This is a genomic window from Pseudomonas sp. LBUM1660, assembly GCF_059695935.1.
This window is the reverse complement of the sequence record NZ_CP166795.1, coordinates 127140-139026: the sequence shown is the minus strand read 5'-3', so window position 1 is coordinate 139026 and position 11887 is coordinate 127140. Positions and strand designations below refer to the sequence as shown.

At 59.3% G+C, this 11887-nt stretch carries 8 protein-coding genes and 2 pseudogenes; 7 read left to right on the top strand and 3 right to left on the bottom strand.

Annotated features, from left to right (window positions below):
* The first annotated feature begins 88 nt into the window (after window positions 1-88).
* On the top strand, window positions 89-427 hold the full coding sequence (locus ACA068_RS00685) for a tryptophan synthase subunit beta (protein ID WP_497306846.1): 339 nt from the start codon (window positions 89-91) through the stop codon (window positions 425-427).
* Between the two features lie 137 nt (window positions 428-564).
* On the opposite strand, the gene lapD is transcribed toward ACA068_RS00685, so the two are convergent.
* Window positions 565-2511 carry a cyclic di-GMP receptor LapD gene (lapD, locus tag ACA068_RS00680; RefSeq protein ID WP_497306845.1) on the bottom strand — a complete coding sequence of 649 codons (1947 nt, stop codon included), beginning with the start codon at window positions 2509-2511 and terminating at the stop codon, window positions 565-567.
* 14 nt (window positions 2512-2525) lie between these two features.
* A pseudogene (locus ACA068_RS00675) lies at window positions 2526-2918 on the bottom strand (transglutaminase-like cysteine peptidase); the annotation flags it as partial.
* Between the two features lie 71 nt (window positions 2919-2989).
* On the opposite strand from ACA068_RS00675, the gene ACA068_RS00670 reads away from it, so the two are divergent.
* Window positions 2990-4206 (top strand): IS3 family transposase gene (locus ACA068_RS00670; RefSeq protein WP_497304932.1). Its coding sequence is split into 2 segments (ribosomal slippage): window positions 2990-3335 and window positions 3335-4206, totalling 1218 coding nucleotides; the frame shifts between segments, so codons are not numbered across the junction.
* Between the two features lie 38 nt (window positions 4207-4244).
* Here the strand turns inward: ACA068_RS00670 and ACA068_RS00665 are convergent.
* Window positions 4245-4547 (bottom strand): annotated as a pseudogene (locus ACA068_RS00665) (hypothetical protein); the annotation flags it as partial.
* 220 nt (window positions 4548-4767) lie between these two features.
* Here ACA068_RS00665 and ACA068_RS00660 point away from each other — a divergent pair.
* The 5 genes from ACA068_RS00660 to ACA068_RS00640 all read left to right on the top strand — a co-directional run bounded on the left by ACA068_RS00660 (window position 4768) and on the right by ACA068_RS00640 (window position 11792).
* Window positions 4768-5478 (top strand): GntR family transcriptional regulator, encoded by a 711-nt coding sequence (locus ACA068_RS00660; protein ID WP_497306843.1) that lies wholly within the window; start codon window positions 4768-4770, stop codon window positions 5476-5478.
* Between the two features lie 697 nt (window positions 5479-6175).
* Entirely contained in the window at window positions 6176-6952 is a 777-nt protein-coding gene (locus tag ACA068_RS00655; RefSeq protein ID WP_497306841.1) for a DUF3050 domain-containing protein, read from the top strand.
* Window positions 6949-7878: a diiron oxygenase gene (locus tag ACA068_RS00650; RefSeq protein WP_497306839.1), complete on the top strand. Its 930-nt coding sequence runs from the start codon at window positions 6949-6951 to the stop codon at window positions 7876-7878. The genes ACA068_RS00655 and ACA068_RS00650 overlap by 4 nt, the downstream gene beginning before the upstream one ends.
* A 13-nt stretch (window positions 7879-7891) precedes the next feature.
* The gene (locus ACA068_RS00645; protein ID WP_497306837.1) at window positions 7892-11302 is read left to right on the top strand and encodes an amino acid adenylation domain-containing protein; all 3411 of its coding nucleotides are present in this window, start codon (window positions 7892-7894) and stop codon (window positions 11300-11302) included.
* 22 nt (window positions 11303-11324) lie between these two features.
* Window positions 11325-11792, top strand: coding sequence for an SRPBCC family protein (locus ACA068_RS00640; RefSeq protein WP_497306835.1), 468 nt, complete (start codon window positions 11325-11327; stop codon window positions 11790-11792).
* The last annotated feature ends 95 nt before the right edge of the window (window positions 11793-11887 follow it).

The window sequence follows — 11887 nt, the reverse complement described above, 5'->3', positions numbered from 1 at the left end:
GACGATTTCGTCGCCGCACCGCATACTCGCGTCCAGTTGGCCTATGCTGCTGACAGCATGACGCTGGTTCACTTCTGAGGGATGCTCAATGTTCTACGTGCAACGCGATGCGCAAGGTCAGTTAGTGCGCGTGGAAGCCGCGGCCTACGCCGAGGCCACGGAAACGCTGCCGGCCGACAACCATGAAATCCAGGCTTGGTACGCCAACGAAGTGATGGAAACCAGCCTCAAACAGCTCAAGCAGAGCGACCTGGAAATGATCCGGGTACTCGACGACTTGATTCAGGTGCTGACCAGCAAAGGCGTGATCCGCGTCACCGACCTGCCAGCCGCCGCCCAGGCCAAGCTGATGGACCGGACCCAGGCCCGAGAGGCGTTGGGTGGGTTGAGTCAATTGATTGATGATGATGAGACGGGGTTGATCTAAGCCTCAGCCTTCGATGTTGTCTGTGCTGACGCCATCGCGGGCAAGCCTCGCTCCTACAGGTTTACGCCAACGCACGACCTTGTAGGAGCGAGGCTTGCCCGCGAAGACGGACTCCCAGACGACCAAATCCTAAAGCCTCACTGCCAAGGCTTCGGCTCACCAAACAACTGCCCCTGAACCCCATACAACCCCATCTCCCGAATCACCACCAACTCCCCTTCGGTCTCCACCCGCTCGGCAATCAACGGCAGATCAATGCTATGTGCCGCCCGCTGGATCGCCTCGATAAACAGGCGCTTGTCGCTTTCCTGGTCAATCGCCCGGATGTAACTGCCGTCGATCTTCAAATACGCCAACCCCAGATGCGCCAGGTTGCCGATCATGCTGAAGCGCCCGCCAAAACGTTGCAGGCTCAAGGAGAACCCAAGCTCACGCAGGCGCCGCGTCAGTTCTTCCAGCTTTGCTTGCTCGGGCAGTTGCTCCTCGCCGATTTCCAGGGTCAGCCGCGGTCCGAGATCGGAGTGGGCACGCAAAATCTCGAAGACTTTATTCAGCGCCTGCGGATCAGCCAACGTCGCCGAAGACAGGTTGAGCGCCAGCGATTCCTCATGCTCGGCCATCTGCTCAAGCACCAGATCCAACATCAGCCGATCCAGGCGCGCGGTCCAGCCAAAGCGCTCGAGCCACGGCAGGAAGCGTCCGGCGGGAATGGTCTGGCCGACGTCGTCGATCAACCGCGACAGCACCTTGTAATGCAGCACCAGTTGCGTGTCCTGGCTGGCCACCACCGGTTGGAAATACAACTGGAAACGCCGCTGATTCAACGCCTGATCCAGCAAGTTGTTCCAGGCATGATGGTCATCCCCGACGCTGGCCGAGGCGCTGTGATCCAGGCACGCCCAGCTCTGTTCACCCTGACCTTCAGCCTGAGCCAACGCCTGGTCGCCCAACCCGAGCACCGCTTGCGGTGAGTCTCCGTGAACAAACGGCGCGAGACCGATCGACGCGACCGAGGCCACGTCAGTGGCGCCGGTCGCATACAGGCTGGCCAAGGCACTGTCGAGGTTCTGCGCCAGTTGCAGGGCTTCTTCGCGCACCAGACCCGGCGCCAGCACGGCGAACTCACCGCCACGGATCCGCGTGACGAGGTTCTGCGTTTCCGGGAACTTGGCGCACTCGCGGGACAGTTGCTCGCCCACTGCTTGCAACAATTGGTCGGTGCGTTGACCGCCCAGACGCTGGTTCAAACCGGCCAGGTCCTTGACCCGCAACAGCAGCAGATAACCCGAACTCGCCTGCTCCGGATTGCTCACCCGGGCGTTCAACTGCATCTCGAAATAGCGACGGTTGGCCAGCCCCGTCAGGTTGTCCTGGTAGGACTCGACCCGCAGTTTTTCACTGCGCTCGGCCTGTTCCTGAAACAGCGCCTTGAGCTTCTCGACCATCTGATTCATGGCCTGCACCACACGCCGCAGTTCCGGTGTGCGCGGTAGTTCCGGCAGGCTGAGGAATTCGCGGCGAGCGATGGCGTGGGATTGCTTGACCATGTAGTCCAGCGGTTTCAGTTGTCGACGCAGCAACAGCGCGCCCAATACCGCGCTCACCGCGCCGCAGATCAGCAACCAGCCGAGGCTGCCCAGCGCGCTCTGCCACAGCTTGGCCAACGCGAACATCGGATGGCTGACCACCTCGACCCGCGCCGCCTGCTCCCAGCCACGGCTGACCAGCGCATCGCCACCGGCCGGTTCCAGGCCGATCATTTTGACGAACCAGTCCGGCACGTTGTTCACCGCTGGAATGCCGCTGCGCTCGACGATGGTCTGATCAGTCTTGAGGTCAACCACGCGGATACTCGCGTAATACCCACTGTCGAAAATCGAACTGACCAGCAACTCGACCATCGCCGGGTCGTCGATGTTCGGCGTCAGGGACAGCGCCAGTGCCGTCGCGGCATCCTGGGCATGGGAACGCAACTGATTGACGTATTGGGTCCGCGAGCTTTCCAGGCTGACCACGAAGCTACCGGTGAAGGCGACCACCAGGAACAGACAGATAGCGATCAACAGCTGTTTGAACAAAGACATCTGAGCGCGTGCTCCTAGTTAGTCGTCTCGACCGGGAAACCTTCGGCCTGCATTTTCTTCAACACATCCTGCCAGCGCGACAGGCGTTTGGTATCTCCGACCTTTTTATTGCCCTTGGCGCCCGGCAACCACAACCCTTCGGCATTGAAAGAGTAGACCGGCAGCAAGTCGGTTCGTTGGCTGGCCGGCTTTATTGCATCAATCAGGCTGTCGAGGACCAGCGGCATGGCCTCGGGGCTCGAATAGTAAGTCAGCACCATGTGCGCGCGGTTCAGGCGCAGAGCCTTGACGTAGGTGATGCGCAGCTTGTCACTGGAAACGCCGAGGTGGCGCAGGCTGAAGTACTTGGCGATCGCGTAATCTTCGCAGTCGCCGGCGCCCTTCCACAGGGCTTCGATGGGCGTTTCCTGGACGAGCCCCATGAAAGACAGGACACCGTTTCCCCCTTAAGATAAGGGATAGGCAAACGGTTATGTATATGACTAATAGTAGTGATAAGGGTGGGGAGCTGCTGGGCCAGGAGCGTCGTCGCCGTTGGAGCCCAGAGCAAAAGCTGGCGATGGTTCGCGAGAGTCTGCAACCAGGACAAAGTGTTTCGGTCGTGGCCCGGCGCCATGGCGTGAATGCCAACCAACTCTTCCAATGGCGCAAGCTTTATCAGAATGGCAGCCTCTCGGCGGTCAGTGCCGGAGAGACCGTAGTGCCGGCTTCTGAATTGGCCGACGCACTCAAACAGATCCGTGAGTTACAACGGATGCTGGGCAAGAAAACCATGCAAGTCGAGATCCTTCAGGAAGCCGTGGAGATTGCTCGGTCGCGAAAATGGATTGCGCACTCACCCTTGTTGCCGGGGGACGACCTGTGAAGCTGATCAGTGAAAGTCTCGGTGTAGCGCGCTCGCAATTAACGGTTCGACTCAAGCCAGCTGCACGGCCCGCAAGGCGTCGTCCAAGAATGGACGATGCCGCTTTGGTCAAAGAGATTCAGTCTGAAGTCAGTGAGTTGCCCAGCTATGGCTACCGCCGTGTGTGGGGTTTGCTCCGTCGTCGGCGCGAACAACAAAGTCAGGCGCCAATCAACGTCAAACGGGTCTATCGCGTGATGCGCGATCATCAGTTACTGCTGGAGCGTCGAATTAAACAGCCCGGAGTGGCGCGCCGCCATGAAGGCCGCATCGCAGTGGCCACCAGCGATACCCGCTGGTGCTCTGACGGGTTTGAGTTTCGCTGTGAAGACGGCGACAAGCTGAGCGTGACCTTCGCCCTGGACTGCTGCGACCGCGAAGCCATCGGCTGGGTGGCCAGCCCGACGGGGTACAGCGGCGACGATATCCGCGATCTGATGCTGGAAGCGGTGGAAACACGCTTCGGTGAAGAACCGCCTGCCACCCCGGTGCAATGGCTGAGCGATAACGGCTCGGCCTACATCGCTGAACAGACACGCCAGTTTGCCCGACAGATCGGTTTACAGCCGGTGACGACACCGGTGCGCAGCCCGCAGAGCAACGGCATGGCCGAGAGCTTCGTTAAAACGATGAAGCGCGACTACGTCGCGCACATGCCCAAACCTGACCGGGAAACCGCCTTGCGCAACCTGACGGTTGCCTTTGAGCATTACAACGAGGAGCATCCGCACAGCGCTCTAAAATACCGTTCACCGCGGGAGTTTAGGCGTTTGGCAGCGGCATCAATTTAACGGGGTATTGGTGTCCGGTTTAGCAGGGGCCAGTCCATTTCCCAGTAATCAACCTCGTGCCACAGGTCGATGTCCTCAACGTAACGCACTTGTTTATTGAAAAACTGATTAACCACATTGAGCTGTTCCAGTTCGCTGGCCTGTTTTTGCGTGGCCAGCAACTGCTGCCAGGCATCGATGCGCGGCTTCCCGTCGCCCAACGGCCCGTACAAGACCTGCGCCTTGCGGCTGATCAGCGAAAAATCCCAATCGGCATGCAGCCCGCCCAGCATGACGCCGGCCAGCAGCAACGCGCAGCACAGCCAGCGCAAAGTCCGAGGGATCGCGAAACGTACCGCCAATGCGAGGCATCCAGGTCAGGCAGGTAGAATTCGGTTGATGGTGCAGGTTAGCCCGTTAAAAGACAATGGCACGGTGCAATCACTGGCGACGCGCTAGACTTTGAATGGTGAGTGACATGAAAAGTCCCGGACTGCGATCTTTTGTCCGTTTGACAAGCTGCATGGCAGTCATTAGTGTCCATTTGGATCCAAATATTTCAGCCAACCAGGGTGCGTAGTCGTGACACAGAAGCCCAACCCCCTCAGCAGTATCAAAGTCAACGGGCCGATTCCCGCTCACCTGGCACGTTCGGTGATCGAAGAAACCCTGCGTTCGGCCATTCTTGACGGACGCATTCCCTGCGGCACCGCGTTGCGCCAGCAAGATCTGGCCGACCTGTTCGGCGTCAGCCGCATGCCGGTGCGCGAAGCCTTGCGCCAACTGGAAGCCCAGACGCTGCTCAACGTTATCGCCCACAAAGGCGCAGTGGTCGCACCGCTGGTTCAGGGCGATGCCGTTGAAACCTATGCGTTACGGATTCTGCTGGAATCCGAGGCGCTGCGCCTGTCGATTCCCTTGTTGGAGAAGGAAGACTTCGAACGGGCAGCCCTGCATATCGACGGCATGGAAACGGAGCACGATTACAGCGAGATCGGCCGCCTCAATCGGCTCTTCCACATGGCGCTTTATTGCAAGGCGCCGAACCAGCGGCTGTTGCGGCTGGTCGAGGAAGGGTTGAACGAAGAAGAGCGCTTCCTGCGCTTCAACCTGGAAGCCATGGGCCTGGGCAAGTTATCTCAGGAAGACCACCGAGCACTATTGCTGGCCGTCGAAGACCGCGACATCGAGCGTTCGGTAAAGCTGCTCGAGCTCCACCTCAATCGCGGTGTCGAGGTTATCACGCGCTACCTCAACAGCCCTGAAGCGCTGAACAAGAAAACCACCAGGTAACCCCCGCCGCCACGCCTGGGCGCGCAGTTCGAACTGCGCGCCGCGTTTGCCGTGAATAATCTCCTTACATCCCCCCGCTTCAGCGACCGCACGTCCCCTCCCCAAGCCTGCCATCGATTGACCTCCCTCAAGTTCCATCAATACGCCAGCAAAGATGACGTCCGCGCGATAGCGGCGGCCGTGATTTACGCTCACTCTTGGGCTGCCAACGAATAATGAACGGGCGACGCGCCGCCATGGCGGCGCAGTCCTCGCACCAAGAACCTACGGAAGGAGTCTTGTCACGGGAAAGGAAGCACCGGCGTCAATCCCAGCCAACTTCCACCCCCTTGAAGCATTCAACGGAATAACTTTGAAAGTTGCTTTGAGTGAGGCATTCACTCTTCATTTGAATTTTGACGATACTTCGCCGAAAGGAGCAACTACGCCCAAATAAAACTGATACTTATAGTTTTACTGTAACTTGTCGCACACAAAAAAGTTGAACTTGCAAATAATATAAAAATAACTTGCCCGATACTTTATTCGTGTATTAGTTTTTCTCCGCCGCCAGTAAACACGGCACCAACCGACTGTATCGCACTTGATGACATCAATTTAATTGAGCCATCCGCTCGCCAATAAAAAACGTTAAACGACCGTCACTTATTGATCACACCACACTTAACGGCAACTCAGATCACTTATAGGCTCGCTCATGAAAACGAATAAAGACCGCCTCAACCAGAAGAAAGCAGAACTTAGTGCGCACCCGATCTTCTCTGAAATACATTCACTCTCGGTACTTCAACGTTTCATGGAAACCCATGTCTTTGCGGTATGGGATTTCATGTCGTTGACCAAACGTCTGCAACAGGAACTGACGTGCGTTCAACTGCCTTGGCTGCCGCCGCGAGATCCGCAGGCCGCGCGTCTTATCAATGAGATTGTGCTGGGTGAAGAGTCCGATGATCGTCCGGCCCAAGGTCATTACAGCCACTTCGAGTTGTACCTCGATGCGATGCGCGAAGTCGGTGCCAGCACGGCCGCCGTGGAACGCTTCGTGGCGTTGCAGCAAGAAGGGGTGAGTTACGACGTGGCGCTGCAAAGCGTTGATGTCGACCCGGCGGCGGCGCAGTTCGTGCGGCACACCTTGCACACTGCGCTGCATGCACCGGGACACAGCGTTGCCGCAGCGTTTTTGCATGGTCGTGAGAGCGTTATTCCGCAGATGTTCCAGCGGATTCTCGACGACTGGGGCATCGGCATCGAGCAGGCGCCAACCTTCCGCTACTACCTGGAGCGGCACATCGAAGTCGACTCCGAGGACCACGGCCCCGCAGCAGAAAAACTCCTCGCACGGCTGGTCAACGGCGATTCGCAACGCCAAGAAGACGTCTACGCCAGCGCCATTGCCGCGGTGGAAAGCCGCATCGCCCTGTGGGACGGCTTGCGCCTGAGCATGAGCGAACCTATGCCTGAGGTGAACGCATGAACGCCGCCGACTACCAATCCTTCGCCGACGCTTGGGAAAGCCGTGCGACCATCCGCACGCGGCCCCGGCGGGTGCTGGAAAACGACGACAAGCTGATCTACCCGTTGAGCCGCCAACCGTTGGTGCTGAGCGAAACCTTCCTGCGCGAATGCCCGGAGCAGCGCGACTTTGCGCTGGTGCAGACGCTCTACAAATTCATCAACGACGTGGTGATTTTCGAAACCGAGATCGTCGACAAGACCGCCCGCAGCATCGCCAAGAATCGCTTTGCCGTGGCGTTCCCGTTCGCCTGTCGCTACGACGCCATGACCGTGGTGGTGGACGAGGATTACCACGCGCTGGTGGCCATGGACTTCATGCAGCAGACCGTCGCCATGACCGGCATCACGCCGATCAAGCTGCCGGATGAAATCGAGCTGAGCCGGGCGATTCCGGCGGCTGTGGCCCTCGCTCCGGAGCACCTGCGCAGCGCCGTGGAACTGATCTGCGTGGCCATCGCCGAGAACACCGTGACCGGCGATGTCGCGGCGTTCGCCAAGGACGACACGGTCAAGCAGTCGATCAAGGGCCTGATGGCCGATCACTTGCTCGACGAAGGCCGCCACTCCGGATTCTGGTCGCGGATGGTGCGCATCTACTGGCATACCGCGAGCGAAGACGACCGCCAGCTCATCGCGCAAATCCTGCCGGTGTTCATTGGTCATTACCTGACCAACGACATCCAGAAGTCCTTCGACTTCCGCTTGATCGAAGCCTTGCAGATCAGCGACGCGGCACGCCAGGCACTCAAGAACGAAATCTCGGGGCTGGCCTTCCCGATCAATCGTCATCACCCGCTGGTCGCCAACATCGTGCGGTTTTTCCGCAGCAGTTCGCTGCTGGATTCGCCGTGCGTGCAAGACGCCCTCAGCGACTACCTGATTTAACGAGGAGAACATCATGAGACGTCTCGACATTCTGCTCATTGGGCAAAGCCAGGCCTTGACCGACCTGGCGCTGGAACTTGAACAACAGGGTCATTCGTTGGTGCGGCTCGAGGCGTTCGAGGAGGCGCCGTCGTTTGATCTGCTGATTGACGACGCCAGCCAAGCGTTCTCAGTCCCGGGTGATGCGCCACGGCTGACGCTGCAACTGGGAATTGGCGTGCCAAGCGTCACCGGGCTACCGCCGATGGACCTGCTGTGCATGCAGGGATCGACGCTATTCACGCGCGTGCCGATTGCCGATGAGCCTAGTGGAAACGGCCAGGCCTTGCGTCTGCGAGCGGTGGCGGAACTGGTGGATCACGTCTCACTGCTGGTCAGCCGCTTCTCTCGGGATGAAACGTATTTTCTGCATGCCGAGCCGACAGCGGTGGCTCACTTCGAACGGGTGGAAAACCTGCAATTTTTAGAGCGCCTGGCGTTCGTCCATCAGCTCAACAAAACGGCTCAACCGTGGCTGCAGCAACTCGCCAGGATCCCGATGATCGAGCGCCTGGAACAGCGCTTCATCGAGTCCGCCGAACGCCCCGCGCTGAACATTGACGGCACATCGCTGAGCTATCGGCAATTGCACGCCCAGAGCCGTGCGATCCAGCAACGCTTGCTGCCGTTGCTCGCTCAGCATCAAGGGCCGTTGGTGGTCGGGATTTGCCTGCCGAAATGCAGTGCGTTGTATGCAGGGATCCTGGCGATTCTGGGCAGCGGCGCGGTGTACTTGCCACTGGAGCCGAGCCATCCGCTGCAACGTCAGCAGTACATCCTTTCGAACGCCGGAGCGGTGTTGTTGCTGCATGACGGCCAGCATCCCCTCGCCGACGAAATGCCGGGACTGGACATCAGCTGCATCGACTTTAATGACGTCGACCTCGGCCAACCCTTGATGCGCCAGCGCCCCGCCCTCGACGCGCCGTGCATGGCGCTCTACACCTCGGGCACCACCGGGCATCCCAAAGGCGTGCTGCTCAGCCAGGCCAACCTCGCGCACTTCACGGCGTGGTATGCCGACTATGTGCAACTGACCGAACACAGTCGGGCCTTGCAGTTTTCGTCGTTGAGTTTCGACTCGTCACTGATCGATATTTTCCCGACCCTGCTTCAGGGCGCCGAACTGATCGTGCCAAACGACGACCAGCGCCGCGATCCGCTGCAACTGGTCGAGCTGATTCGCCATCAACGCCTCAGCCACGCCTTTTTACCGCCGGCGCTGTTGAGCATTCTGCCGCTGGATCAATTGCAGGTCCTGGATCATGTGATGACCGGTGGTGATGTCTGCGAACCCTATGTCATCGAGCAGCTCAGCCGTCAGGGCAACCTCTATAACCTCTATGGCCCGACCGAAGCCACGGTGCTGATCACTGCGCGCCAACTGCGCGCTGGCGACAGCAACCGCACCCTCGGGGCACCGATTGCCAACAGCCAGGTGCTGATTCTCGACGAGGCATTTCAGCCGGTGGCCGAGCAGACCGTCGGTGAGTTGTACATCGTCGGGCCGGGGGTATGCCTGGGTTATCTGAACAACCCGCAGCAGACTGCCGAGCGTTACCTGGACTTGAACTTGCCAGACGGCCAGCGCCTGCGCGCCTACCGTACCGGCGACATGGCGAAATGGACCCGCGACGGTATCGAGCTGTGCGGACGGCGGGACAATCAGGTGAAAATCCGCGGCTTTCGCGTCGAGCCGGAAGAGATCGAACGTTGCCTGCGCGACAGTCAGTTGTACCGTCAGGTGGCGGTGGTCATCGACAGCCAACGTCGGATTCTGGCCTTCCTCGCGCAACCTCAGGAGGACCAACCGGGCGTCGCTCGCGAAGCCTTGAAGGCTCATGCGATGCAGTTTTTGCCGGACTACATGCAACCTGGCGCCTGGACCGAACTGCCGAGTATGCCGTTCGCCAGTAACGGCAAAGTCGACCGCAAAGCGCTGCTGTCGATGCCGGTGAATGTTGCCGAAAACATGACACGACGGCTGCCCGCCAGCGCCGATGAAGCGCTGTTACTGGAGATCTGGGCTGAGCTGCTGGAGCTGCCGGCCAGCGATATTTCGACCGACGAAAGTTTCTTCAATCTGGGCGGCCACTCGATTCTGTTGTCACGGATGCTGCTGCGATTGCGTGAAGAATTCGGCCGCAGCATCTCGATCAACCGCTTCATTGAGTTGCCGACCATTGCAAAGCTGGCGACGTTGGTGCGCGGCTCCGGCACCGAGGAAGTCCTGAGCGCGCAAGCGCTGGCGGATGCCTTCCGCGAGCTGGATATTCAGCCGCTGCCCATCAGCCGCATGGGCGATGTGCACAAGGTGATCGTCACCGGCGCCAACAGTTTTGTCGGTGTGCACATCGTCGAGGCGTTGCTGGCGTGGGGCGTCAGTGAAGTCGCCTGCCTGGTGCGCGATGGTGGCGGGCAATCGGCGGCTGAGCGCTTCGCTCACGCGTTGCGGGAAAACCGTCTGGAGCACCTGGACCTGAGTCGGGTAAAGGTTTACGCGGCAGACATCACTCGCCCGTCATTGGGGCTCGATGCGGACGTTTACGAGCGCCTCGATCGAGAGTTCGGCGCGCTGGTGCACAACGCTGCCAACGTCAATCACGTGCTCGATTACGAGTCGCTGGCGCGGGACAACGTCGAGCCGATTTTCGAATGCCTTCGGCTGTGCGAGGGGCGCAGCAAGAAAATCTTCAACTTCGTCTCCACGCTCTCGGCGTCCAGCACGATTGCCGACGATGGCCGGGTGCTGGAATTACCCGCAGCGCAGACGCCGCCGATCTACATCAAGAACGGCTACAACCTGTCCAAGTGGGTCGGCGAACGAATCCTCGAACGAGCGCGAGAACTTGGGGTGAGGGTCAATCTTTATCGCCCCGGCAATATCAGCTTCAACAGCCTGACCGGCGTCTGTCAGCCGCACAAAAATCGCTTGATGCTGATGCTCAAAGGCTCGATCCAGCTCGGCCAGGTGCCGGAGTTCGCGTTGAACTTTGATCTGATGCCGGTGGACTTTCTCGCTCGCTTCATCGGCTTCCATGCCAGCCGTTATTCGCCTGAAAAAGCGGTGTTCAACCTGCACAACCCCGAGCCCCTGAGTTGGGACGATTACGTCGCGTCATTCCGTGAGGCCGGCCGGGAATTCTCCATGGTCAGCGTCGCCGACTGGCAACAGCAACTGGGCCGGGTCGACAGCGACAACGCGTTGTTCGGCGTACTCGGCTTCTACCTCAACGGCTTCGAGGAAGACATCGGCGACATCTCGATGATCGGCCACGACAACGCCCAGGCCGGCGTGCGGCAGATGGGCGCGCACTACCCGGAAAAATCCCCGGCACTGCTGCGTCGCGGCTGCGACTACCTCAAAGAAATCAATTTCATCTGATTCATTCAACCGGAGCAAAACCATGAAAACGCTGCAACCCGATACCCTGATCAAAAACCCTCAAGGCTGCCACGTCGTGTCTTCGGTGGAAGTGCCGGCGGATGCCTCTCAGGTCTGGGCGGTGGTCGGCAACTTTGCCGGCTTCGATCAATTCATTCCGGCGCTGTCGCACATCGAGATGACAGGCGAAGGCGTGTCGTCGCTGCGCAAGAAATTCTTCAAGGACGGTAACCTGGTGGTCGAGCAACTCAACTCGCGGGATGACCAGGCGCTGAACATGACGTGGACCACGATTTACAACACGTTGGGCGTGGCCAATTTGTGGGCGGCGATGAGTGTTGAACCGCTAGGCGCGGGAAAGTCGCGGGCGACCTGGATCATCATTGCCGAACCGGCACAGGGAGGCGTTGAGGCGTTGCCGGGGTTCAAGGAATTTGTGCAGGGGTTTGCGGATGATGCGATGGGGAATGTGTTAAAGCTGTTTGTGTAGGGCTTTGGTTCAGCGGTGATTGTTATACCGCTTTCGCGGGCAAGCCTCGCTCCTACAGGGTTTTCGATGCCCTTGTAGGAGCGAGGCTTGCCCGC

Excerpts from the sequence above, each read along its gene's own strand:
- ACA068_RS00685 (WP_497306846.1), top strand. The coding sequence starts at position 89 with ATGTTCTACGTGCAACGCGATGCGCAAGGTCAGTTAGTGCGCGTGGAA.
- lapD (WP_497306845.1), bottom strand. The coding sequence starts at position 2,511 with ATGTCTTTGTTCAAACAGCTGTTGATCGCTATCTGTCTGTTCCTGGTG.
- ACA068_RS00655 (WP_497306841.1), top strand. The coding sequence starts at position 6,176 with ATGAAAACGAATAAAGACCGCCTCAACCAGAAGAAAGCAGAACTTAGT.
- ACA068_RS00650 (WP_497306839.1), top strand. The coding sequence starts at position 6,949 with ATGAACGCCGCCGACTACCAATCCTTCGCCGACGCTTGGGAAAGCCGT.
- ACA068_RS00645 (WP_497306837.1), top strand. The coding sequence starts at position 7,892 with ATGAGACGTCTCGACATTCTGCTCATTGGGCAAAGCCAGGCCTTGACC.
- ACA068_RS00640 (WP_497306835.1), top strand. The coding sequence starts at position 11,325 with ATGAAAACGCTGCAACCCGATACCCTGATCAAAAACCCTCAAGGCTGC.